General features: G+C 45.6%; 38 protein-coding genes. 7 read left to right on the top strand and 31 right to left on the bottom strand.

Features of this window, described 5'->3' with window-relative positions; genetic code table 11:
* Nucleotides 1-11 precede the first annotated feature (11 nt).
* The 30 genes from HH682_RS12120 to HH682_RS11975 form a co-directional block, all read right to left on the bottom strand.
* On the bottom strand, nucleotides 12-1316 hold the full coding sequence (locus tag HH682_RS12120) for a phage portal protein (protein ID WP_214237802.1): 1305 nt from the start codon (nucleotides 1314-1316) through the stop codon (nucleotides 12-14).
* Complete coding sequence (locus tag HH682_RS12115) at nucleotides 1316-3046, bottom strand: terminase large subunit (protein ID WP_214237801.1); 1731 nt, start codon at nucleotides 3044-3046, stop codon at nucleotides 1316-1318. Before HH682_RS12115 ends, HH682_RS12120 begins: the two co-directional genes overlap by 1 nt.
* Complete coding sequence (locus tag HH682_RS12110; RefSeq protein WP_214237800.1) at nucleotides 3046-3519, bottom strand: phage terminase small subunit P27 family; 474 nt, start codon at nucleotides 3517-3519, stop codon at nucleotides 3046-3048. Before HH682_RS12110 ends, HH682_RS12115 begins: the two co-directional genes overlap by 1 nt.
* Before the next feature lie 207 nt (nucleotides 3520-3726).
* Nucleotides 3727-4089 carry an HNH endonuclease gene (locus tag HH682_RS12105; RefSeq protein ID WP_214237799.1) on the bottom strand — a complete coding sequence of 121 codons (363 nt, stop codon included), beginning with the start codon at nucleotides 4087-4089 and terminating at the stop codon, nucleotides 3727-3729.
* The gene (locus tag HH682_RS12100) at nucleotides 4077-4289 is read right to left on the bottom strand and encodes a hypothetical protein (protein ID WP_214237798.1); all 213 of its coding nucleotides are present in this window, start codon (nucleotides 4287-4289) and stop codon (nucleotides 4077-4079) included. Before HH682_RS12100 ends, HH682_RS12105 begins: the two co-directional genes overlap by 13 nt.
* 56 nt (nucleotides 4290-4345) lie before the next feature.
* Nucleotides 4346-4624 carry a DUF2560 family protein gene (locus HH682_RS12095; RefSeq protein WP_214237797.1) on the bottom strand — a complete coding sequence of 93 codons (279 nt, stop codon included), beginning with the start codon at nucleotides 4622-4624 and terminating at the stop codon, nucleotides 4346-4348.
* Between the two features lie 3 nt (nucleotides 4625-4627).
* Nucleotides 4628-4795, bottom strand: a complete 168-nt coding sequence (locus HH682_RS12090; RefSeq protein ID WP_157725269.1) for a DUF1378 family protein — start codon at nucleotides 4793-4795, stop codon at nucleotides 4628-4630.
* On the bottom strand, nucleotides 4795-5319 hold the full coding sequence (locus HH682_RS12085) for a hypothetical protein (RefSeq protein ID WP_214237796.1): 525 nt from the start codon (nucleotides 5317-5319) through the stop codon (nucleotides 4795-4797). The genes HH682_RS12090 and HH682_RS12085 overlap by 1 nt, the downstream gene beginning before the upstream one ends.
* Nucleotides 5320-5321: 2 nt before the next feature.
* Complete coding sequence (locus tag HH682_RS12080) at nucleotides 5322-5933, bottom strand: glycoside hydrolase family 19 protein (protein ID WP_214237795.1); 612 nt, start codon at nucleotides 5931-5933, stop codon at nucleotides 5322-5324.
* 1 nt (nucleotide 5934) lies between these two features.
* Nucleotides 5935-6213 (bottom strand): phage holin family protein, encoded by a 279-nt coding sequence (locus tag HH682_RS12075; RefSeq protein ID WP_214237794.1) that lies wholly within the window; start codon nucleotides 6211-6213, stop codon nucleotides 5935-5937.
* Entirely contained in the window at nucleotides 6200-6583 is a 384-nt protein-coding gene (locus HH682_RS12070; protein ID WP_214237793.1) for a phage holin family protein, read from the bottom strand. The genes HH682_RS12075 and HH682_RS12070 overlap by 14 nt, the downstream gene beginning before the upstream one ends.
* Before the next feature lie 51 nt (nucleotides 6584-6634).
* Nucleotides 6635-7705, bottom strand: a complete 1071-nt coding sequence (locus HH682_RS12065) for a DNA-methyltransferase (RefSeq protein WP_214237792.1) — start codon at nucleotides 7703-7705, stop codon at nucleotides 6635-6637.
* Nucleotides 7706-7852: 147 nt separating this feature from the next.
* Nucleotides 7853-8044: a hypothetical protein gene (locus tag HH682_RS12060; RefSeq protein WP_214237791.1), complete on the bottom strand. Its 192-nt coding sequence runs from the start codon at nucleotides 8042-8044 to the stop codon at nucleotides 7853-7855.
* Between the two features lie 225 nt (nucleotides 8045-8269).
* Entirely contained in the window at nucleotides 8270-8806 is a 537-nt protein-coding gene (locus HH682_RS12055) for a DUF1133 family protein (RefSeq protein ID WP_214237790.1), read from the bottom strand.
* 22 nt (nucleotides 8807-8828) lie between these two features.
* Nucleotides 8829-9836, bottom strand: a complete 1008-nt coding sequence (locus HH682_RS12050) for a DUF968 domain-containing protein (protein ID WP_214237789.1) — start codon at nucleotides 9834-9836, stop codon at nucleotides 8829-8831.
* Nucleotides 9833-10096, bottom strand: coding sequence for a hypothetical protein (locus HH682_RS12045; protein ID WP_214237788.1), 264 nt, complete (start codon nucleotides 10094-10096; stop codon nucleotides 9833-9835). The genes HH682_RS12050 and HH682_RS12045 overlap by 4 nt, the downstream gene beginning before the upstream one ends.
* Nucleotides 10096-10983, bottom strand: coding sequence for an ORF6N domain-containing protein (locus tag HH682_RS12040; protein WP_214237787.1), 888 nt, complete (start codon nucleotides 10981-10983; stop codon nucleotides 10096-10098). Before HH682_RS12040 ends, HH682_RS12045 begins: the two co-directional genes overlap by 1 nt.
* A gap of 266 nt (nucleotides 10984-11249) precedes the next feature.
* On the bottom strand, nucleotides 11250-12452 hold the full coding sequence (locus tag HH682_RS12035; protein WP_214237786.1) for a helix-turn-helix domain-containing protein: 1203 nt from the start codon (nucleotides 12450-12452) through the stop codon (nucleotides 11250-11252).
* Nucleotides 12453-12464: 12 nt separating this feature from the next.
* The gene (locus HH682_RS12030; protein ID WP_214237785.1) at nucleotides 12465-13124 is read right to left on the bottom strand and encodes a hypothetical protein; all 660 of its coding nucleotides are present in this window, start codon (nucleotides 13122-13124) and stop codon (nucleotides 12465-12467) included.
* A gap of 96 nt (nucleotides 13125-13220) precedes the next feature.
* Nucleotides 13221-13694 carry a phosphatase domain-containing protein gene (locus HH682_RS12025; protein WP_214237784.1) on the bottom strand — a complete coding sequence of 158 codons (474 nt, stop codon included), beginning with the start codon at nucleotides 13692-13694 and terminating at the stop codon, nucleotides 13221-13223.
* 3 nt (nucleotides 13695-13697) lie between these two features.
* Nucleotides 13698-14030 carry a hypothetical protein gene (locus HH682_RS12020; protein ID WP_214237783.1) on the bottom strand — a complete coding sequence of 111 codons (333 nt, stop codon included), beginning with the start codon at nucleotides 14028-14030 and terminating at the stop codon, nucleotides 13698-13700.
* 193 nt (nucleotides 14031-14223) lie between these two features.
* Complete coding sequence (locus HH682_RS12015; protein WP_214237782.1) at nucleotides 14224-14589, bottom strand: RusA family crossover junction endodeoxyribonuclease; 366 nt, start codon at nucleotides 14587-14589, stop codon at nucleotides 14224-14226.
* Nucleotides 14586-15617: a DNA cytosine methyltransferase gene (locus tag HH682_RS12010; RefSeq protein ID WP_214237781.1), complete on the bottom strand. Its 1032-nt coding sequence runs from the start codon at nucleotides 15615-15617 to the stop codon at nucleotides 14586-14588. Before HH682_RS12010 ends, HH682_RS12015 begins: the two co-directional genes overlap by 4 nt.
* Nucleotides 15614-16159 carry a phage N-6-adenine-methyltransferase gene (locus HH682_RS12005; RefSeq protein WP_214237780.1) on the bottom strand — a complete coding sequence of 182 codons (546 nt, stop codon included), beginning with the start codon at nucleotides 16157-16159 and terminating at the stop codon, nucleotides 15614-15616. Before HH682_RS12005 ends, HH682_RS12010 begins: the two co-directional genes overlap by 4 nt.
* A gap of 10 nt (nucleotides 16160-16169) precedes the next feature.
* Nucleotides 16170-16619 carry a hypothetical protein gene (locus tag HH682_RS12000; protein WP_214237779.1) on the bottom strand — a complete coding sequence of 150 codons (450 nt, stop codon included), beginning with the start codon at nucleotides 16617-16619 and terminating at the stop codon, nucleotides 16170-16172.
* The gene (locus HH682_RS11995; protein ID WP_214237778.1) at nucleotides 16619-17485 is read right to left on the bottom strand and encodes a conserved phage C-terminal domain-containing protein; all 867 of its coding nucleotides are present in this window, start codon (nucleotides 17483-17485) and stop codon (nucleotides 16619-16621) included. Before HH682_RS11995 ends, HH682_RS12000 begins: the two co-directional genes overlap by 1 nt.
* Complete coding sequence (locus HH682_RS11990) at nucleotides 17482-17664, bottom strand: DUF4222 domain-containing protein (protein WP_214237777.1); 183 nt, start codon at nucleotides 17662-17664, stop codon at nucleotides 17482-17484. The genes HH682_RS11995 and HH682_RS11990 overlap by 4 nt, the downstream gene beginning before the upstream one ends.
* The gene (locus tag HH682_RS11985) at nucleotides 17645-17845 is read right to left on the bottom strand and encodes a hypothetical protein (RefSeq protein WP_214237776.1); all 201 of its coding nucleotides are present in this window, start codon (nucleotides 17843-17845) and stop codon (nucleotides 17645-17647) included. Before HH682_RS11985 ends, HH682_RS11990 begins: the two co-directional genes overlap by 20 nt.
* A 4-nt stretch (nucleotides 17846-17849) precedes the next feature.
* Nucleotides 17850-18398 (bottom strand): YmfL family putative regulatory protein, encoded by a 549-nt coding sequence (locus HH682_RS11980; protein ID WP_214237775.1) that lies wholly within the window; start codon nucleotides 18396-18398, stop codon nucleotides 17850-17852.
* A 35-nt stretch (nucleotides 18399-18433) separates the two neighbouring features.
* On the bottom strand, nucleotides 18434-18658 hold the full coding sequence (locus HH682_RS11975) for a helix-turn-helix domain-containing protein (RefSeq protein ID WP_214237774.1): 225 nt from the start codon (nucleotides 18656-18658) through the stop codon (nucleotides 18434-18436).
* A gap of 185 nt (nucleotides 18659-18843) precedes the next feature.
* On the opposite strand from HH682_RS11975, the gene HH682_RS11970 reads away from it, so the two are divergent.
* Complete coding sequence (locus tag HH682_RS11970; protein WP_250318684.1) at nucleotides 18844-19494, top strand: XRE family transcriptional regulator; 651 nt, start codon at nucleotides 18844-18846, stop codon at nucleotides 19492-19494.
* Nucleotides 19495-19767: 273 nt separating this feature from the next.
* On the opposite strand, the gene HH682_RS11965 is transcribed toward HH682_RS11970, so the two are convergent.
* The gene (locus tag HH682_RS11965) at nucleotides 19768-19986 is read right to left on the bottom strand and encodes a hypothetical protein (RefSeq protein WP_214237772.1); all 219 of its coding nucleotides are present in this window, start codon (nucleotides 19984-19986) and stop codon (nucleotides 19768-19770) included.
* A gap of 131 nt (nucleotides 19987-20117) precedes the next feature.
* Between HH682_RS11965 and rdgC the strand changes: the two genes are divergently transcribed.
* The 6 genes from rdgC to HH682_RS11935 are packed head-to-tail and all read left to right on the top strand — an operon-like array spanning nucleotide 20118 to nucleotide 23621.
* Nucleotides 20118-21032 (top strand): recombination-associated protein RdgC, encoded by a 915-nt coding sequence (gene rdgC, locus HH682_RS11960; RefSeq protein ID WP_214237771.1) that lies wholly within the window; start codon nucleotides 20118-20120, stop codon nucleotides 21030-21032.
* 60 nt (nucleotides 21033-21092) lie between these two features.
* A complete protein-coding gene (locus HH682_RS11955) occupies nucleotides 21093-21305 on the top strand; it encodes a hypothetical protein (protein ID WP_214237770.1) in 213 nt (70 codons plus the stop codon).
* Nucleotides 21298-21936 (top strand): hypothetical protein, encoded by a 639-nt coding sequence (locus tag HH682_RS11950; protein WP_250318681.1) that lies wholly within the window; start codon nucleotides 21298-21300, stop codon nucleotides 21934-21936. The genes HH682_RS11955 and HH682_RS11950 overlap by 8 nt, the downstream gene beginning before the upstream one ends.
* Complete coding sequence (locus tag HH682_RS11945) at nucleotides 21933-22574, top strand: hypothetical protein (RefSeq protein WP_214237769.1); 642 nt, start codon at nucleotides 21933-21935, stop codon at nucleotides 22572-22574. The genes HH682_RS11950 and HH682_RS11945 overlap by 4 nt, the downstream gene beginning before the upstream one ends.
* Before the next feature lies 1 nt (nucleotide 22575).
* Entirely contained in the window at nucleotides 22576-23064 is a 489-nt protein-coding gene (locus HH682_RS11940) for a class I SAM-dependent methyltransferase (RefSeq protein WP_214237768.1), read from the top strand.
* On the top strand, nucleotides 23061-23621 hold the full coding sequence (locus HH682_RS11935; RefSeq protein WP_214237767.1) for a 3'-5' exonuclease: 561 nt from the start codon (nucleotides 23061-23063) through the stop codon (nucleotides 23619-23621). The genes HH682_RS11940 and HH682_RS11935 overlap by 4 nt, the downstream gene beginning before the upstream one ends.
* The last annotated feature ends 5 nt before the right edge of the window (nucleotides 23622-23626 follow it).

The following is a 23626-nucleotide window of genomic DNA, read 5'->3' as shown; positions in this document are numbered from 1 at the left end:
GGGATTCGCTCCTATGCCGCTTTATTCAGCGGTGATTGCTCGAAGGGTATATCTGGAAAAAGATAACTGTGTAGTGCCTTAATTTGCTTTGCCTGAGCTGCCTGGCTGTTCTGCTTAAGATCTTCCAATGGCGTTAAGTTAAGCTGCACAGTATAAATATCGCCGCCTTCAATTGGCGGTAGGTTTTCAAGTCGGCGCACGTCGTTACGTGACATCCACCCATTTTGAAGGGCAGTAGTGTAGTAGGCAGAGCGCCCTGCACTATCAGCACGCAATAAACCTTCTACTGAAAACTCGGCAAACAAATCATCGTCACTATCTAGGAGGCAGCGAGAGATTTCTTGCTCAATATTTACTAGCATCGGGCGCAGTGTATTGGTGAGAAATTGTAGGTTCATACCTTCAACACTGGATGCCCAACTACTCTGTTTATCAGCGTGGCCAACCATAAAGGGGGGAACTCTGAACCAGCGGCAAATCTCTTCAATACTAAAGGCTCGTGACTCTAGCATCTGTGCATCTTCAGGATTCATCGTGACGTTTTGATACTTCAACCCACCTTCCAGTACCATTATCTTTCCGGCATTTTTCGACCCGGTAAATGATGCCATGTAACCGCGAAGTCTTTCTCTCTGATCTTCATTCAACGGCTGTTCGGAAGATAGAAAGCCAGAACTTTGCAACCCATTATCAAATATTTTAGCTGCTGATTCTTCTACAGCCATTGCAGAACCAATAACATCACGACCAGTCTTCATTGGCATCATTCCGCAGACGCCATCGAGCCCAAAACCACGAATGTGCATCAAGTTCTTAATAGGTATCACGCGTTCCCCATTACCATCGGTATAGGTATACTGCAATAACCCATTGTCCAGACGCTTTACCACCATATTTTGTGGCAACAGCGGGACAAGCGACACCAACTTAGCACCGATCATTTTCTTTTCGATGAAAGCATTACCTCTTAAACACAGGCTAGCGACTAACATCAACATGAAACGTGACGGTGTCATTTCTAAATTTGGTCGCCTGCAGAGGATTTTGTATGCTGGATGATCAAGAGCAACTTTACGCGAGCCATCAGCCTCTCGGTGGTAAATCTTTAGCGGCAATGTTGATATTGATTCACTGAGCAGTCGCACGCAGGCCCATACTGCAGAAAGATGGATAGCCTTCTCAGCCGATACAACCTTACCGCTACTACTCCTCCCCATCCATTCCTGCCAAAATGTACCGGTGGTTAACTCGATAGGAACCCCCAGCCAGTCCAGCAGTGCACTCTTTAATTTTCCGGGCTGTTTATGTGTTTTCATCAGAAACCTATCATTATCGGGTTATCAAAAAATCCGCTGAGATCAGGCTTATCGTCCCCGCCGTTCAGTATTAAACGGCTTAATCCTGTAAACATGGCCACAGGGCCGTCGATTTTAGCCTCCGGAGTCGACTTATTCGGGAATACGTTGTCGTTTTTATCTGTCTTCGCTGTCACGTTGCTCATCATCCAATTCATCACTGGGTGGTTATCGTGGTGAATTTTTCCAGAAAATGTTAGTGCTTCAACTTCTTTCATCGCTTCTGAGAGATTACGAACCGTCTGGGCAACTTCTACCATTGGTACACCTTCATCGGCCATCGAAAGGCTAAACTGCACGGCACCCCATGGGTCAAAACCGACCTCGCGAAGATTTTCGCCAGCAAGCCAAGCAATAAGGTCCTCTTTAATCACTGCGTGATCCACAACATCACCGTCGGTAAGAGTCAGTGCGCCGGTTTCACTCCAGTTACGATAAAGCTCAGCCATCTGTCGAGAGCACCGATCTAACCGCCCTTCCGGTAGCCAAAATTTAAAATCAGCGTGAACGTGTCCATCGGGTGATCGCCACGTTTTGACAGCCGCGCAAATATCGATTTTGTTTGCCAAGTCCACGCCGACCCACAGTGGATAGGATTTCAATTCATGTTCTGGTGCAAGAGGCGGGCATGCCTCCCACTTCATAATATCCATCCAGGTTGTTTCTGCCGTTACCCAGATATTTAAGTGCTTAGTTAAAAAGTTATTACGCGCTGAGACCTGTTCGCGGGCTTTTTTTGCCAGCCGACGCATATCATCCCAACGCTTACAGATACCTAGCCCTGGGTTAGCCTTAGGCCATAAGGTTTCATCGAAAGGATCATCCTCTTCGTCTAGCGTGTAGATAATCCCGAAAAAGGAGTCATCATCCACCAGCCCGCCAAGGACCTTGGTTGCATAGTCCCTAATTTCGTAACAAATGCCCTCTTTGTTAAAGCCTGAAGTAGTGATCCCAAATAATAATGGCTGTGAACGCGCACCAGTAGCCGTTTCAAGAACATCCCACACTGCCCGTGTTTTATGTGCATGAAGCTCATCAACAATCGCGCAGTGAATATTCAAGCCGTCGAGGTTATTTGCATCACTGGACAATGGTTCGAACTTGGATGCGGTACGCTCTTGGAATATCGCCAGTTTATTGAATTCAAAGAGCCGACCGAGCGCTGCTTTCGACTGCTTGATCATGTTTACCGCATCATTAAATACGATACGAGCCTGATCGCGCGTCGTCGCCGCTGAATAAACCTCTGCGCCACCTTCACCGTCTGCGCCAGCCATATAAAGCCCAATACCTGATGAGAGCGTAGATTTTGCATTTTTACGGGCAACTTCGCTGTAAGCTGTGCGAAAGCGACGAACCATTACCGGTTTACCGCGCTCGTTTACCACCTGCTTTCCTGTCTGCTCGTTAATCAGCGGCGTAATAAAGCCGAAAATATTGATCAGAATAAAAATATGCCAGTCCATCAGGTCTATGGGTCTTCCAGCCAGATCGCCCTTAACATGAGGTACAAATTTATAAAAATTAAGGATGTGTTGCGCACGGCTTTCACTAAAGAAAATATCTCGTTCTTCACCATGCTGGATATCGTTCAGAAAGCGTGAGCAGGCTTGTTTAACATATTTTCCAGCAACGATATCGCCCGCCACGACTCGTTCTGCGTAGCGTATTCCATCAGCAACTTTAGCCATTAGTCTCTCGCTTTAAGAAATTCTTCCAGAGGATCTACCTCACTCGGAGTATTAGCATTCACTTTACTACGCGCCGCTGGAGTCATGCCAAACTCTGACATCATCCCCCGCAACCGCTTCCAAGCATCCGCCATCATGCCGACCCGAGGATGAGCCTTAATCAACTTATCGCCTGTCATGGTGGTAGTTGTGTAAGTTTCGCCTTCCTCATCGAGCACATCGCGGTGTGTTCGCCACTCAACGTAGGCACCGATAAGTAACTCCAGCGCCATACCATCAAGCGTGGTGATAACCCCCATGCAATCAAGCTCCTCACCGAGTCGCTTGAACCAGTATTTTTCTTGTTTGCTGAAATGCTTCGGTGTTGGGGGTACCCCAGTCGGCGGTTTTGGTTCGCTTTTATTTATTGGGCGCTTTGATGGGTTACCATTAATCACCCTCAATGGTGTCGGGGTTTTCGGCGGTCCTGGCATAATCGAAAACTCCTATTAATGATTGATTGGGGATCCCCATAAAAAAGTTTTCTAACCTGCGGCGATGCGAAAAAAGGTTAGGCGGCGGTCCCAAAGGCCTAAAGCCCTGAACTTTCGACCCGCCCTCCCCCGCAGGCACCTAAATGATATTAATTATCATTTCTAATGTTTTTTCGATGTTTTTGCCCCCAACGATGATAATGATTATCATTTGATGGTGGTTTTCATCCTTTCGCGGCTGGTTTTCGCCTTGTGGCAAGGCACGCAGAGGCTTTCGAGGTTGTCCGGATGATCGGTACCCCCATGTGCTTTCGCCTTGATATGGTCAACGGTTGAGGCTGGTGATGGATGTCCATCACGCAAGCATTGCTGGCAGATATAACGATCACGCTTCAACGTTTCGGCTCGGAGTCTTGTCCAGGATGAGCCATAGCCACGCTGATGCCTTGATTGTCCACGTTGATGCTGTGACCAGCTCTCGCCTATATGTTCTGAGCAATAGCCTGAGCGGTCGGTAGTTGTACCTCGACAGCCACGCTTACGGCAGGCGCGTGGGATTAAAGCTGGCATTTAGACTTATATAGGTCGACTCGAACAGGATTCTCTGTCATCTCGGCATCAAGGTGGAACACTACAGTAGCCGTAGGTATCTGCTCTGGATTTGACGAGATATCTATAGATGCCTGCCCATCGATTACCTCACCATTAACTGCTAATCCATATCCCATAAATTGATTACCATCATAAAGATGTGCTACCTGTACTTTCATAATAAGACTCCGTGAATCAGTATTATCGAGCACTCAATTATGAATGCTCTGTAATATCAACTCGCTTGGCTGCTATCACTAGCGGTCGTCGTTGATGTTGTAGTCACTCCTAATGCGGCAAGGGATTCTTTGGACTCTTGCACTGCTTTAATAGTACGTGCAACAACGTCAGACTCAGCATAAACACGACCATATTGCTGAATGAACAGCTTATGTTTGAATGTGTCGTTCTGAGTAAAAGACAACGCCTCGGTTACTGCTGCTGTGTCGTAGTTCAACGTCTGCAGCAACTCTAGCTGATTCTGTTGAACAGTAGTGACTGTCGTGTCTGTCATCTGTTATTGGCCTTCTGTTTTGCTGGTGTCTTTGGCTGCGGCCTTGGCTGCAACCGCGCTTTCAAACTTCGCTGCGATAAAGTTACGGATCACTTTGTACCCGCCGCTAATCAATAACAGCGCAGATACAGCCGTACTAAAACACAGCATTAATAGCTGGATGCCGGTCATTATTGTTTCCCTTGTTCTTGAAGTTGCCGAATGGCAGAGAGTTGGTTGTTGGCCTGCTCAATAGCTGCCAGTAATGGATTAATCCAGAGCACAGCTTGGCAGTAAGTCATTTTGCCGGAGGCAGCGGGGCCAGTACCTGGTCCGTTAGGCTTGCTGGTAGGGCCTGACACTGCGCTGGCACGTAAACGGTTCGTGTACTGGAGCAACCCGTTAGCAATGCCAGCAGGCACAGCGTAATCACAGGTCTTTTCAAGTCGTAACGTGTCACGATATTTAACCACCACATTATCTGAATTAACCTTAACGGCTTGATTCTCGTTACTGGTCGTCTTGGCTTGCTCATTGAACAACACCTGCTGCGTTTGCTGGGCTTGAATCACCGTACCCTGTAGCGCTACTTGACCAACCGCCTCGTTTTTCTGGTCGACTGCTGCTTTATAACGATACGCAGCACCAGAGCAAACGAGGATAGCGATAACAATCAAAGCCATAATGGCTGCAGCGATCAGTGACTCAGTCTTCATAATTAAGCCAATACTGATTGGGCGATATTGAAACGCCGCTTGCGATCATCAATCCCGTTATGACCGCCATTAATGATAAGAGTCACTCGCTCAACATCGCCGCTATAAAGCATGCAACTCTCACTGGTAAAGAACCAGGCAGCAGATCGTGCCGCATTAATATCGCTCTCAAGTAATTGAGGTTCAGACAGTAAATCAGCTTTAATTCCAGCACCGCACTTGGCGTAATTCTCTAGCCCAGTAATCTGGATTAGACCCCGACCTCGATACTTCCAACCATCATCGCGAGCCTTATTACCCATGCGGTTGTAGTAAACAAGGTTAGCGATCGCTTCTTGCTTAGCTGGTTTGCCAGAAGAGCGGCCCAGTGCATAAGCTTGCTGATTGGTAATTCGTGAGCCGAATGTGGTTAATAAGGTTGCAGGCGTGTAATTAAAGCTCTCTTTTACTGCGGTAAATCCACCTGATTCATGCCCAACTTGAGCAATAAACATGGCCTTGTCAGTTCCTGCAGTAATCCCAAACTCGGCCATTGCATCAGTGATAGGTTGAAACCAACGCGTGGCTAATCCGGCGCTGATATTAGCCGCCTTCTGAAATTGTTGAATATTCATCTTAGATTCTCAGATCAACAATCCGCGCCAAGTTACCCCGTACCCTGAATACGGTGACACAGACTATTAAGTTTACGAGGACAATGGCCCAATGTGTGTGGTGGTACAAGCCAACCAAATAACGGATCGGCACGTTGCCGTAGATAACGACCACCAGCCAAGCCAGCCATGAGATATACGGGCGATGGTTAGCATCGCCGCGACGATAGAACGAGATGGCCAACACAATTAATAGGCTTAAGATCGCATTAACCATCGCTGGATAATCATTTATTGGCATTGCCACTTCCTCCGCGGAATCGCCCAAGGAAATTGGTAAGGTCGTAATTACTGATTGCCGTCAGTGCTTTGATTGCTAACGCTGAGACAATTACCGCTCCCAAGGCATCTAGCTTTTGATCGGTGTAACCTGTCCAGTGAGTGAGGTATGAGCCCACCAGCCCTGAACAAAGCACGCCAGATAAATACGAGACAAAGAAATAGGCGATGCGGCGTATATGGCTGAGATCAGTTGTTGATGCGATATAGTACGTCGCGCCAACAAAGGCCCCAAACAACACGCCGTAATCAGCGCCAGTAAGTAAGCCATAGAGACTTACCCCGGTAAGGGCTGTTGCAGCAGCTCCGGTACCGGATATAGGTTCGGACATTACGCCCCCTCAATGTGCGGTGTGTTCATCCCGCTCGGGTGAGGGGAATAATTACCCTTTGTCAGGGTGGAGTGTGGAGAGTAGGTCCTGAACTTCTTCAACCGTGGAGTTAAAGCGTTCTTCTTCAAGTTCAACGCCTATTACATTTCTTCCGGTAGAAAGAGCTGCCTTTAACGTTGATCCGGAACCCATGAAGAAATCTGCTACCAGGTCGCCGGGGCGGCTACTGGCTTCAATAATTTGTTTCAGCATGTCTGCTGGCTTTTCACAAGGGTGCTTGCCCGGGTAAAACTGGACGGGCTTGTGATGCCACACATCTGTATAGGGAACGTTTACGGTTACACCAAAATAGCGTCTTAGCTGTCGATATTCCTCAACTAGCTCACGATACTGTTTAGACAATGATTGATAACTCTCAAAGAGTGGGTCATGCGAAGAGTCTAAGGGGTTTTCAGTATTCCGTTTTGCCGCTAATTCGTTAAAGTAGGACTGCAGCTTTAAGTAATCTTCCTCGTTGGGTAGCTGCCACTGGCTTCCACTAAACCAATGTGAAGCCATATTCTTTTTACCTGTGACGGCTGCAATCTCTTTAGTGCTGATCCCTAATGACTGTTTAGCATTACGGAAGTAATCAATAAGAGGCGTTAAGATATGCCTCTTAAGGTCATCACACTTAGCTTGGTATTCATTATCTTTACCGCGATAAGGGCCGAGATAATGTTCAGCGAAGATAATACGTTCTGTTGCAGGGAAGTAACTCCTCAGGCTTTCTTTATTGCACCCATTCCAATGGCCACTGGGTTTAGCCCAGATGATATGGTTTAGGATATTAAAGCGAGATCTCATCATTATCTCTGTATCTGCCGATAGCCGGTGACCACAGAATAGATAAAGACTTCCTGCTGGTTTAAGAACGCGCCAGAACTCAGCAAGGCAGCTATCTAACCACTTTAGGTAATCTTCATCACCACGCCACTGGTTATCCCAGCCGTTAGGCTTAACTTTGAAGTAAGGGGGATCTGTAACTATCAGATCGACACAGTTATCAGGCAGAGATTGGAGAACTTCTAAGCAGTCAGCATTAAACAGCTTTCCACTGTTTATTTTTACAGTATTTTTCATAGATCAGTCAGCATCAACGTGATAGGCTCACTACGCTTTTGCGCGAAAGCAGTGGGCCTTGGTTTGCTTGTGATCCGACATTATGAGCAGATGGCTGGTTGAGTGCGTCAACACCCTTCCAGCCGCCCATTCCACAAAGATAAAGCCTTATTGGCAACGTATGAAACATCCTTCTTCTTTAACCACCAGCCCGGCCATTTCCATCTGAGTTAAAACCAAATCACAGTAAGGCTCACTAAAGCCTGTTAGCTTAGTCAGCTCAATAACAGTTATAGGGTTTTGGTTAATCTGGCAAAGTACAGAAATTGCCTCTTTTGTCATGCTTTGCGTAGTCATCATTTCATCACCTTTTAAATAAGTGACGTACAGATAACTCTGTTCTGGAAGCACAGCAAGATAAGAAGTAGATGTTGAAATTCAGAAGGCTAATAAGTGCCCTGGATGGTATTAATCAAAGTTTAGGTATAAAAAAAACCCGCAATGAGCGGGCTTTAGAATTTTGTTGCTTCAGCTAGATACAGCACTGCAAGCATACGTATATATGACCATTTCTTGGTTCAAATATCAAGCTTTATTTTTATCAAATGCATCAGATAAAGGCTGGAATAAAGCGTAGTCAGCAAACTTCAGCCAGGTATCTATTCTACGTCGGCAAGTCATGAAACTTAGTTCTGGGTGCTGTGTCTGCATTTCCTCAGCCAAACTACGAATGCTTCGGCCTTTACCCCTGTACTTCTCATGCAGTAAATGGATTAAATTACTAGACAATGTCTGCCCTACTACCTTATCAATCTTGCACGCTTCTTCGTCAGTACAGAATGCAAGGTAACTTTTATTGTTCCCGTCCAGCATTTCTTGGAAGAACTTCAACAAGTCCTCATGTGTAGTGCCTGATTTCTGCAACTCACGAATAATTTTGTTCAGTGCATCCTTAGATACCTTCTGCGTGGCTAATATCTGGTTAAACATATTCCCACAGCTACCGCCGCCTATAGTAGACCAGCGGACCCACATCTTGATCTTACCCTGTACCCAGATGCGGTCCAGCGTGTTTAAGTGGCAATGCTCGTTACTCGTTCCAACTTCTGATGGATATATCATTATAGGTCTCCACACCCAATAATTAACCAATCACACCGACTGCAATCGCGTGATCGAAGAATCGGAAAAACAGCTCAAGCTGTGTCCCGTATTTGTTTTCAAACTTACCCTGGTCTGCGTGTAATTCATCATGATGCTTTCTGCATAGAGGGATCACAAAAAGGTCATGTGCTTTGGTACCCATTCCGCCCTGCCCGTACCCGATGATATGGTGAGGATCGTCAGCTGGTTGGCCACAGCAAGCACAGGATTGAGATTTAACCCATCTGGTGTACTTCTCATTAACCCAACGCTTACGCTTAGGTCTGCGCATGAATGATTCTGGTGATTCCGGATCCACGCTTATAGCTAAGACTTGCTTAACAGCTACTGCGCCCTCCTCAATGATATGCCGACCAGAGTTATCGAACGGCAATATTGTTGATTCCTTTTGAGGTCCAGACAGTATCTTTGCTGGTGGTCGATTTAGGATGGCCCGCACTACATCTTCCGGTAGTAAGTGGACCAAGCCCCTTAAGAACGCCCAGCAGCATAGCTCTGGTAAGTTCAACTGGTGGCCCTCAGGAAGAGAGAGGTTATAAATTACTCTCCCGATCACCCAATTAGCTGTATTCAGCTTTGCAACCTCTTGGAGCGGTTGCGGGACATGAACATCGCGAAAATTATTATCGTGCGTGTAGCACAGAGAAACATAACCGGTACCGGACTTTAAAGTCGTGTAATGCTTATGGTGGTATTCCTCTGACTCAAACTGGCAGCAATGAAATCTCCTTACGTGATCTCGAAGCACTTCACTACCGCCAGCCGCAGCGATTACTTCATCCTGGCACATGAAATCAATAATTGATGGGTTATCCATGAGCGGTTGGTCTGAGTCACTTAGCCTTCCCGCTGGAGTATCTCGCAAATTTTCAGGAACGTTAGAGACCAACACCTTGCCGGAACGGAACAGAGAAAGCAGCTCATTGCCCGGCTTGAAAATTACGGTACCCGTCAGCGGCGCTACGTCTGGGGTTAATATTGCTCTCATCGGCTCTCCAGTGCTTTACGCAGAGCCTTTTTCACCTTTTTGTTACCTAGCAGGTGTAAGTAGCGTATTGATAAATCATCGTTGCAGAAGATCTCACCGTTATCACCCATGGATACCGAATCTGGATGCATCTTTATGTAGTCTTGGGTCTCTTTCAATTCCAAAAACTGTTCAGGGGTGAGGTCTGTCTTTGGCTGATCCACTCTTATTTTATGTTGGCTTGAGCAACCGAAGATATTAGCTTTAGATTGTCCTGACATTATGCCTCCCCAGCCAAATATCTATCATGCGTAAACTCACCATCCCACGTAACCTTCATCGGTAATTGGCCTTTGAGGTACTTGCGATAAAGCCACACAGCGCCAGATCTTAATAAAATAGGCTGATACGTAGTGAAACTAGCTGTCGACTTTGGTGTTATCGTCGAAGATTTTTCTGTCAGGTATTTGTCCCGCACAGCAGACCTAACGCGCCACTGAGCATGGGAGCCGTTGGAGTTATCATCATAGAGCCAGTTGGAGAACTGCAGGTAGCTGCTTATTTTGGTAGAGTTCACGCCATTCAGGCGCTTACAGAATTGAACCGGTGACAGTCCCTCAGCAAATAGATCTTCCAGATGCTCGATGTATTCGGCCTGTTTATGTGTAAGTTGTTCAGCTTGTTGCTTAGCCTCCATCGCATCCGCCCAAGCTCTAGCCAATTGAATCGGATCGTCAATATCGGGCAGCATAACGCCGTGCACTTCCCGCAAATTGAAATAGCTATCTTCCAGCTTCTCGAAGAAATCCCATGCCTGATTGGTATCAACAATCTTCGACATACGGGCTGCGCCCTTTTCTGTCCAAAGTGTTAGAGATCTTGCTTTACTTCCAACAGAGTTACTTTCAGTCACTCTGTTCTTAAACTGCTTAAGTTCTTGGCCGGTTAGGAGGAAATAGTGTGTTCCCTCCTCGAATCGATGGAGGTTTCTGGATAGATTTTGCCTGATATTGCCTTCATCAGTCCCATAGCCCTGGGCGAGCGTTTCGGTAGTGACAACACGGATATCTCGATAGGTCAAAATAGGAAATTTTTCTGATACGCCAGCAAGCGGAACAGATTGTAAACGGTTTTCGGACGTAATAGCCCTGTTTATTGGTAAGGACATAGTTTTCTCCACACGGTTTTTATATCGGCCCCGCCCCATCATCTGCAAATGAACGGGACCAACCTTAGCTGGTAAGTCATTACCCGCCAGCTTCAATAATATAATGGTTTTTACTGATCATGTAACCAGTGTATCGGATTATTTCGTAACTAATTTTCGTGTAGAGAAGACGAGGGTTTAAATTCGAATAGAGTTGGGATGGGGTTAAAATACTTGGAGAATATGTGATCTACAAAAGCTAAGGAGCGGATTAACCGCTCCTTTTATCAATCTTTGCTACCAAACAGATTTACAACTTTATCTGAATCATTCTGATATTGCGTTTTGTTTGTGCTTTTAATAGTGACCAAACTGTTCAAATTTTTTACAGAGCTATCCTTCAAGAAGGATCTAGGTAAAGAGAGTAAATCTTCAACGTCACTTCTAGCCATACCTAGCGTTTCTAGTAGTCCTGCTTTAGTAAATATACCTTCATCCAACAAAAGCTTTACACTTCTAGGTAACAACTTCACCGTTTCAGGAGCAGTCAAATCGTCAAGGGGCTCTCCCTTTCTCCAACCTCTTGCTGACACACTTTTATAAATACGCTGATATTCTAAAGGCGATATGAGCTCCAACGATTTAGCTCTATAAATCATAGCCTGCGCTGACATTCCCCAACGGCTTTTTAAAGATACAAAATCTTCGATTGTCGGATAAGGAGGTAATTCTACAGTAAAAGACTCCTCAGGTAGCATAAAACAAGCTGCAAATTTATTTGCCTGATCTTCAATACTTTTTAAGTTATTTAAATCAAGTTTATTAATATGCCTATGTAATACAATATGTCCGAGTTCGTGTGCAGCATCAAAACGGCTACGATAATAGTTATTTTTATCGGTAGCTAAAATGATATAAGGCTTATTTTCTATCTCATTCCATTGAGAATACCCATCCATAACTGCACTACCCTGCTCAAATTGAGAGCAGATAATTCCAGCATTCTCAATTGTTAACAATAGGTTTTTTATGGGACCTATGCCAAGATCCCATTTTTCACGGCACTTTTGAGCTACTTTTTCAATTAATTGATCATCTATAGCCCTGTGGTCGTCAACATCTATTGAGGGAATATTTAATTCAGGAAATTCTAAATACTCCTGAAGAAGAAAAGATGTTTCCTGCAACCACCCCATATATTGATCAGCTGTATTGATTAAATCCTTTGCTGTGCTAGCCAAAGTTCTAAAAAATACAGGTTTTGGATCTCTTGGCATCAAAGGCTTAGTAAACCAACTGATTGGACAATTAAGAGTTTCGCTGAGCACCATCAATGACTCGGCATCGGGAGAATGATTACCATTTTCCCACTTAGTTATAGTTGATGGAGAACGTTCAACCAAACGACCAAGGTTGATTTTAGACAATCCCCTCGCTTCTCTAATTTGTGTCAAACGTCCAGGCTCGAAGCCAGTTATGCCCACTCTCATAAGATCACCACATTAGCCTTCTTGTTCTTTCAAGCGCTTCCTCAATACAGGGATTGCTTTGTCAAGAACTACATTATCTCTTTCTATATTATAGAGTTCTAAAATTTCACTAACAGAACGACTGTAGTGTAAACCTTTAAGATTAGTGAAAGGTACTACTATCCTCAAATCCAGCATACGACTTTGATCGGAGAATAAAGGAGGATTTACATTAACGATAAAAACTCCTAACGAACCAGTACTCTCATTTTTTTCATTCAAATCAAAGAAATCAGGAGTGTAACCCTCATATTCATGATTAAGTTCCGCTAACAACGTTCGGTGCTTAGCCTTTTTTATATTAAAACTATCGTGAGAGGTTCCAATGCGGCTGATACGTACAAGGTTAGATTCAACCACAACATAAGACTCCCCCTTAGGATTAGTATTTTTATCAGAAACTACGTATCCCGAATATTCAGCCGCACGTTTCAAAGCCGCATTAAGCGTGTAATGTCTGATTTGCGGACGCAATCTTATAATTTCAGAATTACCAAGCCTCAGACCTGGCCCAATCGCTGTCTCATTCGCAGCCAAATAACTAGCTGATAGCTCTTCGTTTAGGCCTAGCCAAAACTCTCTTTTAAATGCTGTAGTAAGTACATCATCAATGTGCTTTCGTAGTTCATTCATTACAATTAGATACCCTTTTGCGCTAAGCGGATTTTATCATAGTTTTTTTTCGTTTTGAACGCAATAAACCAATTGTAAATAGTAACCAGCATTAAATTAATACCTTGAAAGGCTGGAGCATATTGTAGATGGCGTGAAGGTATGAACCCCTAACGCGTTTAATGCAGCGCAAACAGAGGGATCATCATCAACAGCAAATATAATATTATGGCCACCAGCAAGTATCTTTTTGACCACATCAGCTTTGTACTGTGATGGCGGGCAGGAAACGTCATGGGGACGCATGAATAGCTCGGTGGAAGGAACTTCACGGCCAACATTATCTGACAACCAGTTTACCGTGCTTTCCCTAAAATTTTCCTGACGACTCGTTAGGATCACTGTGTAGTGCGCCTTGTTCATCGCTTTATAAAATTCGACACCCGCAGCAATAGCTTTATCGTTAACGCATTCAGCAAAAAATTCATGCCAATACTCGTTAATATGCTGAACTTCGCGGGGCGGTACCAAGTGAGCTCGATGTGAGTTATCACAGATAACACCATCAAGATCGAAAATAATTACATCCATTGTTTACCTGCCTATTCTTAACATTGCATAACCAATTTGCGCCATTGCGCGCTGGCCTCGTATGGAGAAATTTACTCTTGAATGGAATACATTTTCATCATCTCGCTTGAAATTAAATTCCCTCAACCACACCACATCAATAAGCAAATCACATGGAACAGCAAATTCTATGTAGGACTCAGTTGCAGAAAACAGCCACTCCCTACTGGCGTAATCTATCGATTTCTTGAGTGCCTTAAAGACTTTGGCAAATTCATTAGCTCTCTTAATTACAGCTTCGACTCTTACCCTTTCTTCTTGTCGCTTTGCTATATCTTCTAGTTCAGACCGTTCCATTATTCATCACCTTTCTCTAAGCTTCGTTCCAATTATTTATTGCGCTATTAGCTGACTCCATAGCGTGTCCTCTCTTTGAGCACCCATAGCAAGCAACGTAATACCATCTGCCCCTTAGTCTTGTTTCGTGTGTCTCACGGAAGACAAAAGCATCAGCGCCACAGGTGCATTTTTTGATGTGCATTCCGCTCTCCTACTCATGAATAGCCATGAATGGTTGAATTGAGATCTCCGCTGCTCCGCCTTTAACGATATCGGACCAACCTATGTCCATATGCTTAATTTGGCTGTCGTCCTCCCATACCCCCGCGTGAGTCAGACTGTCGAAGATCGCTTTTAAGTAGTTATCCAAATCACGGCGGCGTTTGTCCGGAGGGCTCAACTTCAATGTAATTTGAACCGGTCCTGTCATAGGCTTAGGGATCTGCTTTAACTGCTCAACGACAGCTGCAATAGCGTTCGCTCGGAATATGCGCCCGGAGGCGCTGATTAAGACTCTCGTTTTAGTAAAACGCCAGTAGGTGTTCATCGTCGGTGGGAATGGTAAAACCAATCTCATTTGATAGACTCCATGAAAGCACCTATAAACTCGGCGGCAACCTGTGGAACTATGGCATTGCCGTAACCGCGCAATCGTCCCACTCTGGCGGAAATCCCATTAGCCAGCGGGAATGTGCCGGATTCAACTGGCCTGAACTTTCCATCCCTGCATCCGAGCCAGTCAGGATTTGACCAGAAGCCGTTATGCGGATTGGATAGTGAGGGGGTAGATGCGACTTCTCCCCCATAGCATTTATGACAACTGTCGTCATGCTCTCCTGACTCCCTTTCTTCCCATTTGAACGATTCTGATAACCCTGCCTTACCTCTGTCGCAGTTGGAGTTGGCCATGAGCATAGAACTGCTGCCCCTCCCAGTGTCGTTCCGCGTTTCGTTCCTTGCGCTTTCCCTTCCCCCCGAACCTGTCGATTGTCTATTGTGGTCGGTGTGGGCCAATATGTTAGGTGGCATGCCTGACCTGTTAAAGACTGTAACCCCCTTTTCGTGGCTGGCTGCATGTTGGTATTCGTTGTTGGCGTGTACCACCAACTGTGACCCGAAGAATAATCTGTCTCTTTTATGCGGGGCGCCGATGCTGCACGCTGGCAATACTGCCGCCCCGCAGGCGTAACCTTGTTTTTCCAGCTCAATGAATAAATCGTCGAGCCAGTTTTTTCCAATCGCTGCCGCAACTTGCTCGCCAAAGAGGATTGTAGGCCTGCACTCGTCAACGAGGCGCATAAAGGTTGGGGCGAGGTGCCTCTCATCAAGCTGTCCGAGTTGTTTACCAGCGACACTGAATGGCTGACATGGTGGGCTTCCTGTCCAGCACGGAAAGTCATCGGGGATTTCTGCAAGACGCAAGGCGTATGACCAACCGCCGATACCAGCGAAGAAATGACATTGGGTAAATCCTGCGAGGTCTTGTGGTTTAACATCAGTGATACTCCTATCGTCGACTACACCGTCAGCGATGTGTCCTTGTTTTATTAGCTCTCTTAGCCAGGCTGCTGCTTTAGGGTCGAATTCGTTGTAGTAAGCTGTCATTGAACAACCTCAAGAATTTCACCAGTTCTCACTTTTTTACCTATTTGCTCGAGCGTGTGTTTCGATACAGTGGTGATCAGTCGTCGTGGGTTAGTGAATGGCCGCCAGATTAATAGCATTGAGCCCTTGCTGTTGCCCTTCTTCTCTTTCCCGGTGCCCGCGTGAACGAAATTGACTCGACCATCGGTGATCACCCTTACCTCGTCCACCGTATCGAGGGCCTTACTGAACCAGCCCACCGACATATCCTCCAGTACCAAAAGCACTACCGCTTTGTGTTGCTTGCGTGACTGCTCCGCGGCTTTCTCTACCCATGGCAAGATTTTGCTATACGGCGGGTTACACCAGATCGCGCCATGGCTTTCCCAGTCACGTTCCAGTGCGTTGGCTTCTTCAGTAAAAAATTGCGTGCACAGCGCGTTATGCTTATTCGCTGCAACGTCCAACCAGAAACCAAACTCAATATCTAAAGCGTCGAATAACCACACTGGGGTTTGCCAGCAGTCCTTATCGTCAGCGTCAGTAGTAGATTTAAGTGTCACGTTTTATTCCTTAAAATTGACCTGGTCTAGAACCTAAGCAACTCGAAATGTCGTTCAGCACCATTCGCCCCGCCATCTCCCCCATGCTCTCGTAACACACCCGCTTTACCTTGCTCTCGCAGTTCTCAATGTGTTTAACCGCTTTGGTGCGAAGGTGAACCTCGCTGGTGCTATCGAACGCTGCTTGCCATGCTGTTTGTGCGGTACGGTACCGACCAGAACTTTCGTACTTCTCAGCAGCTTGAGCGTGTTTGTAAAACTCTGGGTTACTCAGTGCTAAATTTTCACCAAGTAAAAACGCCCAGCGCCCGGTGTAAATTTTTGCTTCGCCACTCTCGACCAAATCACTAATAAACTTGCTAACTTCTCTGCGTCCGATCCCTGTCTTTTCGCTAATTTCAATCGCAGTTAGCGGCTGGTCAGGGCTTAAAACTTTCAGTATCTCGGATTTTCTATCCATCACGCCCCCCTGAAACCAGCTGGTGTGGATTGGTCTGGAGTATCGATCTCGGTGATAACTCGCTCCCCCGGTTTCGACCAGCGTCCGTTGATACGTTGTGGCCTGCCTGCTTTGTCCCAATTGCCAGCTCTCTGCAGGTAGCCTGCAAAGTTTGTTGGGATGAAAAGCGTCTTGGGACGGATGTATTGCTCTTGCTCAGTTCCCCGCCATTCCTCGGTCTTGTAGTCGATAACGAGTTTTAATTCCGCAACGGTGAAGGCTTCACGAAGCCGAGCGCGGATATGCTCCAGTGAGGTTTTATTCGTCGTGAAACGTGATCCCGTGGTCTGGTTCAGGTGGGTTAACACGTCACGAGCCTGTTCGGTAAGAACCACCTCGGGGTCGGGTTGCCCAGCAACCTGACAAAGGGGTTTTGATTTTACTGATGGTTCTTGTTTTGAAGTTACTGACGGATCCCCCCCAGATTCTGGCGGGTGAAACTCCTGTTTTTTGCTCGATTCCGACGCGTCAGATTTTGACCCGTCGAATTTTGAGGCGTCAGATTTTGAGGGGTCAGAATCTGACTCATGAGATAAAGCGGCTTTACGCAGCTTCGCGACATTTAGACGGTAGATATTTGATGCGTTACGATTACCAGAACGGCGCTGTTGTCTTGTAAGCCAGCCCTCTTGCTCTAACTTTCCAATAGCTGAACGAATCGTCGATTCACCGGCACCAAGCTGACGAGCTATAGTTTCAGTGCTAGGCCAGCAGACGCCTTCATCGTTACTGAAGTCAGCAAGGCGAGCCATGATCGCAACGCTCGTCAGCTTCATACCTGCTGAGGCGCAACCATCCCAAACGTAAGAACTTAATTTGACACTCATGACTCTACCTTCCTGAACTTCTTAGACCAATCACGTCTCGGGCATACACACTCATTTGCGTAGCCTGGTCGACGGTAAATAACTCGGTTGTTAGCGACATCGACGCCAACGGTTTCTACCTCAATACCGTTGCTGTCTTTATAGCGAGCGACCCAAGGTTTAATGTGTTCTGCTTCCATGGGAAGCCTCCTTAGAAGTCAGTGCTACATCACCCACAAGCCATTCAGCAAAGCTGTGGTTAACTGGGACCCATTCACCGTGTACCATTACTACATAGCACCAGAGCCCCGGAGATTTACCGCCATTGACTGGCAAAGCCCGCAGTTGCGGTAATTTCCTTTCTGCTGTTACAATGCTCATGCGATTAACTCTCCACACAAATTGATTTGGTCGCAATCGAACGCCCTGAGCTGCAACTTGGGGCGTTCACCTTTTCTGGCTTACAAAAATCTCTGCTTACTAAATTCAGGTGCTGCTGCATCTTTACGGTTGAACGGTCAAGGCTGGCTTTAAGTGCTTCAAATTCCTCTCTATCAACTTCACCATCTTCAATCGCATCTCTTACCTGCTGTGAATAGCTACTAACTTCCTCGAACACCTCAAGGAGTTTCTGGTTGATATCAGTAATTCCAACCATGTCCGGCTCAGGAAGAGGAACGTTAATGCAACCAACAGCCCTAGACATGTAGTCCGATACATAGTGAGTACCACCAGCATTTTGGAGAACATTAGCCCAGCCAACTGGAAAAACCTGATCGCCATCAGCACGCAGGCGGTTGAATAATGCATTCTCTGTAACGCCAAGCCATTCAGCAGCTTCTGCATAACCACCAGGCAAGTCAGTGATCGTCTTTTTTACTGCCTTGATGTAGCCCTCTGTTTGTTTTTCTACTTTCCAGTGTTTCTGATCCACGGTTACTACCTCTCTTCTGTGGTTATATTCAATTTTTAGTCTTTTAGAATTGCTTCGGAGAATCTCTCTGGGTAAAGAACTTCTAATTCTGTAATTTCGCCATCAAACAATTGGCAGATTCTTTCGGCTACAACGGCAGATACTGAATGCTCATTTCGTTCTATCCGGCTAAGTGTTGCAGGATCGATGTTAAGAGCTTCAGCTACCTGAGAAAGCGTCTTACCTTGCGCTTTTCTCAATTTCCTTAAAGGGGTTTGCATATTTCACCTTATTTTTGCGTTTTATGCATTTTATTGGCGACTTACGTAATGCGCAAGTTACTTTGCATATCTTGCAAAAAAAACTTTTAATTAGAGTAATTCGTTGAAAATCTGCATACAGAGAGAACTGAACTGTGACGGTTGATATTGGGAAAAGAGTTCGTGAAATAAGAACTCAAAAAGATATGAAAATCGAAGATCTTGCCGACAAGGTAGGACTTGATGCGTCGAGCATATCTAGACTGGAAACAGGAAAACAGAAATCTTTTACTGCTCAATCACTTGGAAATATTGCAACTGCTTTAAATATAAGCGTATCTGAATTATTTTCTTCGACTTCTCGCGAAACCACTGTATATAATAACAGTAACTCCACTCGCGATGATGCCGAGGTAAACGACGTGTACCACATAGCAATAATGGATTTAGCAGCAAGTGCTGGTAACGGTACCTATAACCAGAATGAAGTTGTAGATATAGTGAGATCTATTGAATACAGTAATGAACATGCCCGAGCTGTATTCGGTAGCAAGCCAGAATCTGCGGTGAAAGTAATAACCGTCAAGGGTGATAGTATGTCTGGTACTATAGAGCCTGGTGATCTAATTTTCGTCGATATATCTGTGACTAACTATGACGGTGACGGAGTATACGTTTTTGGCTTTGATGAAAAAATACACGTTAAACGGCTACAGATGGTCCCAGATAAACTAATCGTTATTTCAGACAACCCACATTATCGAGATTGGAGCATATCCTCTGAAAACGAACACCGATTCCATATCTTTGGTAAAGTCATGATTAGTCAGTCGCAAGAATTCAAAAGACATGGATAAAAATTAATACCGCCTTGTGCGGTATTTTTTTACCTCATTACTTGCATGTAGTGCAATTTATGTTTGCGTTATATGCAATTTAATATTAGAGTGTGTTTAACAAGTTAATCCATGCACCCAGCCGGCGGTGGTGAGAAACACCGGCAGTGACAGCAGAACGTGTGACCTAACCGGTTTTATGTTTTTTCCGGAGCTGGGCGACTCCACACAAGGTTGTTTATCTGAGATGTCACCGACTTGCCAGCGTTACTGGCAACACAACGATGAGAGTTCTTAGGGGACGGATTTCTGCTTTGCAGGCTGGCGAATGAATCGGAGATAGAGCTCTCTTCGTTGTGGTGAATGCGCAGGTCGATGCGCTAAAGGTAGCGGTTCAATACTTTGGAAATTGTCGCCGAGTAAATTTGACGGAATATGGTTAGGTATTGCGGCCGATCCCGACAGCCTAACAAAATGACCTCCAAAGACGCTGGTATTCTCGACACCAGCCATCACAACATCCTCCATGTGTGGAGACCCGCAGGCTGTGGGCTTTTGCAGTAGGTCCACCAGCCAATTTATCCAAATTTAATTATTGCCATCACGGCAAGGGCTTCCTGTAGCCTGAAATTGGAGAGTTAATCGTGAAGATACCAAGTTTTAAGAACGCTATCGTTTACAAAGCCACACTTCCTAGCCAGGAACCTTTGGCCAAGCACCTAGAAGAAATGCCCTACTCCCCAGTTGGCGAAACTGAGTTCTCTCGCTCATCGTTCGTACCACATCCTGTCACCGGTGAGCTAGTAACGCCGATCACTGGTGGTTTCATGTTTGTAGTGCGCGTGGATCAAAAAATTATCCCCACCGACGTGATTAACGAAGAAGTAAACAAGCGTATATCGGCAATTGAAGAGCGACAAGAAGCTAAGCTTACCAAAGACGAGAAAGCGTCAATTAAAGACAACGTGACTGTGGATCTTCGCCGTCAGGCTTTCGTTAAATCCACTCTAATCTTGGCGCTTTACCACGAAGAATCAAGGCTGCTATTCGTTAATACAACCAGTAAAAAATTAGCGTCATTGACCTGCTCGATGCTAGTTAAAGTCGTGGGATCTATTAAGACAGAAACAATCCATATCAGCGATATCAAAAATGGCCTTACTACCCGCTTAAAAAATCATTTATCCGGCGACGAGGATGCTTTCAGTGGATTCGCCATTGGTAACTACATTCGCTTATCACGCCTAGCCGACGGCAAAGAAGTGATCACCTATTCTGCTGATCTTAATTCTGTGTCAGAAGAAGTCAATGACAGCCTTAATACCGGCTTCATAGTCGAGAGCATGCAGTTGAGTCTCAATGAGGCCAGTTTCTTACTAACCGATAAATTTCACTTCAAGCAAATTTCTACCGGTAGCGAATACTCGCCAAGAGATGAAGACGATAAAGCGGGTGCATACCGTAATGCCGCTAGTGCCGATCTGTTCATCATGACTAAAGCCGTTGAAGGTCTCTGTAGTCTACTTGAATACAAAGGGCCTGAAGAAGCTAGCGAATAATTTACCCATGGCGCTCATCGAGGGCGCTTATATAAATTGAAGTCTATTGGAGTAATAAGAATGGCTACTTTATCTGATGCCCAGCTTATTGAAGATGTTATAGGAACGCTCAAGCACCATGGTTGGAACGTAGATAGAAAATCGTTACCAATGATACTCCCGGTGATTATGACCAAGCTCAAAGCTCATAACGCGGTTGCAGAGTGCTTGACCCGTTATCTAAACGACCCCGAATTATTTTTCATTGATATGGCGGCAGATAGAAATGAATAAGCAAATTAAAGAACGCGGCATTATCTTCAATGGTGAAATGGTTAGAGCCATTCTTTCTGGGCGTAAAACGCAGACAAGAAGGATTATTACTCCTCAGCCTGAGCTTACAGTAGGGTCTGGATTTTCTTGGAAAGGCGCGATTTTTGGTGCAGGTAGTGACGACAGAGAAACTAATCGTAACTTTGCTCACGTTAGATGCCCTTTCGGTAAGGTAGGTGATCGCCTATGGGTGCGTGAGACATTCACTTTCGGAATGTGTACAGAAAGTACCTTAGCCTATCGAGCGACACATAAGCCCTCTGATTTACAGGAAGGTTGGTACGAAACTATAAAGTGGAGGCCATCGATCCACATGCCCCGATGGGCTTCCCGTATAACGCTTGAGATTACTGATATTCGGGTAGAGCGGTTACAGGATATTAGTACACGCGATGCTTTGGCTGAGGGGTTACACCAACTTCCCGCATCCGGCCGATATTGCCTTGCCCCTGGTATGCAATATTTTGGTGAAGTAAGCCATAGCTCGAAAGAAGTTTACTCTTGGTTATGGGAATCAATTTACGGCCAAGATAGCTGGCAGTCTAACCCGTTCGTATGGGTCGTCGAGTTTAAGCGAGTGGAGGCATCATGATTGCATTAACAAAAGAGAAGCGTGAAGAGTTGGCTAAGTTCGCAAAGGCAACGCTTAATTCATTAAATGGTATAGAACCCGAAAATCCTAACCAGTACGACGATTATCTATCTGAATACACACAGGTGTGCATGGAAATAGCCCTAGAATCACTAACGGCAGAGCCAGTGGCATACATGACTTATAAAGGTTACTTACTTCACGCCGCTGACCCAAAAGTTTCGGAATATAGTGACCCTGAGCCATTGTATGACGCCCCTCCAGTGCCGGAGATTAACAAGGATGACTACATCGGTTTGCAGGTGTCAGTGGATGTGAGTACCAGTGATTATGATGCGGATCATCGATACTTCGGCAAGGTATCGGCTCTTAGCGAAAGTAACGGAAAGATTGTTCTGGTTATAGAAGAGCCGAAGAAGAATTTTACAGTCTCGCCAGTGCCGGAGATTAAGTTGCCTAGCGATAGCGATTTTGATTCATGGTTTAAGTCAATAGAGGCTGGTGATGATGGTAATTGGCAAGAGCCAGCTTATCAATCTGTAGAGTGGTACCAATATCTAAGTCGCAGGCAATTGGCTCAGGGTGCATTTAATTTTTATGCAGATGAACTCAAATACCTAAACGGATTGGGGGAGTGATATGTCATCTCAAATTTTAGACATGTGCTGCGGCTCCCGCATGTTCTGGTTCGATAAGAAGGATGATAGAGCAACGTTCTGTGATATCAGAGAGGTGGAGCATATTTTATGTGATGGCCGTCATTTAGTAATTAGTCCTGACGTCGTGGCCGACTTTCGCAATTTACCATTTGAAAATGAATTATTCTCGCAAGTTGTATTCGACCCGCCCCACCTAGTCCGTGCTGGCGAAAATAGCTGGATGCGTAAAAAGTATGGTTGTCTCAACAAGGAAACGTGGCGAGATGATATTGCCGCTGGATTCAAAGAGGCATTTAGGGTGTTGCGGCCACACGGAACTTTAATTTTCAAATGGAATGAAACCCAGATACCGGTTAGCCAGATTATTGAGCTTACGGACCAAAAGCCAACTATCAGGCAGCGTGCCGGAAAGGGGGATAAAACGCACTGGATTATATTCCTAAAGTCAGAATGCAAGGGGGACAAATGAAACACCTAATGGTAGACATCGAAACAATGGGAACCGCTCCTGGTTCCCCTATCCTCACGATCGGCGCCGTATTCTTTGAGCCGTCGACTGGTGAGCTTGGTCCACAGTTTTATCAAGTTGCAACGTTGCGCAGTGAGATGGACAACGGCGCGGTACCGGATGCAGATACCATCATGTGGTGGTTGCAGCAAAGCGAGGAAGCTAGAAAAGCTTTATCAAGCAATCCCAGAAATATCAATGAAGTTCTGTTAGCTCTATCGTCGTTTGCGCTTTCAACGAGCACAGCGAGAAATATCCAGCTTTGGGGCAACGGCGCCAACTTCGATAATGTACTACTGCGTGATGCTTATCGACGAGCGCAGCTACCACCATTCTGGAATTTCTGGAACGACCGGGATGTGAGAACCATCGTTGAACTCGGTAGACAACTTGGCTGTGACCCAAAGCGAGATATGCCATTTGTCGGAGATCAGCATAACGCTTTAGATGATGCTGTTCATCAAGCTAAGTATGTGTCAGCTATTTGGCAAAAGTTGGTACCGACCACCAGCGACTAATCAAA

Source organism: Rosenbergiella gaditana (genome assembly GCF_018494065.1).
GTDB lineage: Bacteria > Pseudomonadota > Gammaproteobacteria > Enterobacterales > Enterobacteriaceae > Rosenbergiella > Rosenbergiella gaditana.
This window is presented reverse-complemented; position numbering and strand designations above follow the sequence as displayed.

Bases quoted from the DNA above. Each gene is read 5' to 3' on its own strand.
- HH682_RS12120 (WP_214237802.1), bottom strand. From the start codon at position 1,316: ATGAAAACACATAAACAGCCCGGAAAATTAAAGAGTGCACTGCTGGAC.
- HH682_RS12115 (WP_214237801.1), bottom strand. From the start codon at position 3,046: ATGGCTAAAGTTGCTGATGGAATACGCTACGCAGAACGAGTCGTGGCG.
- HH682_RS12110 (WP_214237800.1), bottom strand. From the start codon at position 3,519: ATGCCAGGACCGCCGAAAACCCCGACACCATTGAGGGTGATTAATGGT.
- HH682_RS12105 (WP_214237799.1), bottom strand. From the start codon at position 4,089: ATGCCAGCTTTAATCCCACGCGCCTGCCGTAAGCGTGGCTGTCGAGGT.
- HH682_RS12100 (WP_214237798.1), bottom strand. From the start codon at position 4,289: ATGAAAGTACAGGTAGCACATCTTTATGATGGTAATCAATTTATGGGA.
- HH682_RS12095 (WP_214237797.1), bottom strand. From the start codon at position 4,624: ATGACAGACACGACAGTCACTACTGTTCAACAGAATCAGCTAGAGTTG.
- HH682_RS12090 (WP_157725269.1), bottom strand. From the start codon at position 4,795: ATGACCGGCATCCAGCTATTAATGCTGTGTTTTAGTACGGCTGTATCT.
- HH682_RS12085 (WP_214237796.1), bottom strand. From the start codon at position 5,319: ATGAAGACTGAGTCACTGATCGCTGCAGCCATTATGGCTTTGATTGTT.
- HH682_RS12080 (WP_214237795.1), bottom strand. From the start codon at position 5,933: ATGAATATTCAACAATTTCAGAAGGCGGCTAATATCAGCGCCGGATTA.
- HH682_RS12075 (WP_214237794.1), bottom strand. From the start codon at position 6,213: ATGCCAATAAATGATTATCCAGCGATGGTTAATGCGATCTTAAGCCTA.
- HH682_RS12070 (WP_214237793.1), bottom strand. From the start codon at position 6,583: ATGTCCGAACCTATATCCGGTACCGGAGCTGCTGCAACAGCCCTTACC.
- HH682_RS12065 (WP_214237792.1), bottom strand. From the start codon at position 7,705: ATGAAAAATACTGTAAAAATAAACAGTGGAAAGCTGTTTAATGCTGAC.
- HH682_RS12060 (WP_214237791.1), bottom strand. From the start codon at position 8,044: ATGATGACTACGCAAAGCATGACAAAAGAGGCAATTTCTGTACTTTGC.
- HH682_RS12055 (WP_214237790.1), bottom strand. From the start codon at position 8,806: ATGATATATCCATCAGAAGTTGGAACGAGTAACGAGCATTGCCACTTA.
- HH682_RS12050 (WP_214237789.1), bottom strand. From the start codon at position 9,836: ATGAGAGCAATATTAACCCCAGACGTAGCGCCGCTGACGGGTACCGTA.
- HH682_RS12045 (WP_214237788.1), bottom strand. From the start codon at position 10,096: ATGTCAGGACAATCTAAAGCTAATATCTTCGGTTGCTCAAGCCAACAT.
- HH682_RS12040 (WP_214237787.1), bottom strand. From the start codon at position 10,983: ATGTCCTTACCAATAAACAGGGCTATTACGTCCGAAAACCGTTTACAA.
- HH682_RS12035 (WP_214237786.1), bottom strand. From the start codon at position 12,452: ATGAGAGTGGGCATAACTGGCTTCGAGCCTGGACGTTTGACACAAATT.
- HH682_RS12030 (WP_214237785.1), bottom strand. From the start codon at position 13,124: ATGAATGAACTACGAAAGCACATTGATGATGTACTTACTACAGCATTT.
- HH682_RS12025 (WP_214237784.1), bottom strand. From the start codon at position 13,694: ATGGATGTAATTATTTTCGATCTTGATGGTGTTATCTGTGATAACTCA.
- HH682_RS12020 (WP_214237783.1), bottom strand. From the start codon at position 14,030: ATGGAACGGTCTGAACTAGAAGATATAGCAAAGCGACAAGAAGAAAGG.
- HH682_RS12015 (WP_214237782.1), bottom strand. From the start codon at position 14,589: ATGAGATTGGTTTTACCATTCCCACCGACGATGAACACCTACTGGCGT.
- HH682_RS12010 (WP_214237781.1), bottom strand. From the start codon at position 15,617: ATGACAGCTTACTACAACGAATTCGACCCTAAAGCAGCAGCCTGGCTA.
- HH682_RS12000 (WP_214237779.1), bottom strand. From the start codon at position 16,619: ATGGATAGAAAATCCGAGATACTGAAAGTTTTAAGCCCTGACCAGCCG.
- HH682_RS11995 (WP_214237778.1), bottom strand. From the start codon at position 17,485: ATGAGTGTCAAATTAAGTTCTTACGTTTGGGATGGTTGCGCCTCAGCA.
- HH682_RS11990 (WP_214237777.1), bottom strand. From the start codon at position 17,664: ATGGAAGCAGAACACATTAAACCTTGGGTCGCTCGCTATAAAGACAGC.
- HH682_RS11985 (WP_214237776.1), bottom strand. From the start codon at position 17,845: ATGAGCATTGTAACAGCAGAAAGGAAATTACCGCAACTGCGGGCTTTG.
- HH682_RS11975 (WP_214237774.1), bottom strand. From the start codon at position 18,658: ATGCAAACCCCTTTAAGGAAATTGAGAAAAGCGCAAGGTAAGACGCTT.
- HH682_RS11970 (WP_250318684.1), top strand. From the start codon at position 18,844: ATGAAAATCGAAGATCTTGCCGACAAGGTAGGACTTGATGCGTCGAGC.
- HH682_RS11965 (WP_214237772.1), bottom strand. From the start codon at position 19,986: ATGGCTGGTGTCGAGAATACCAGCGTCTTTGGAGGTCATTTTGTTAGG.
- HH682_RS11955 (WP_214237770.1), top strand. From the start codon at position 21,093: ATGGCTACTTTATCTGATGCCCAGCTTATTGAAGATGTTATAGGAACG.
- HH682_RS11950 (WP_250318681.1), top strand. From the start codon at position 21,298: ATGAATAAGCAAATTAAAGAACGCGGCATTATCTTCAATGGTGAAATG.
- HH682_RS11945 (WP_214237769.1), top strand. From the start codon at position 21,933: ATGATTGCATTAACAAAAGAGAAGCGTGAAGAGTTGGCTAAGTTCGCA.
- HH682_RS11940 (WP_214237768.1), top strand. From the start codon at position 22,576: ATGTCATCTCAAATTTTAGACATGTGCTGCGGCTCCCGCATGTTCTGG.
- HH682_RS11935 (WP_214237767.1), top strand. From the start codon at position 23,061: ATGAAACACCTAATGGTAGACATCGAAACAATGGGAACCGCTCCTGGT.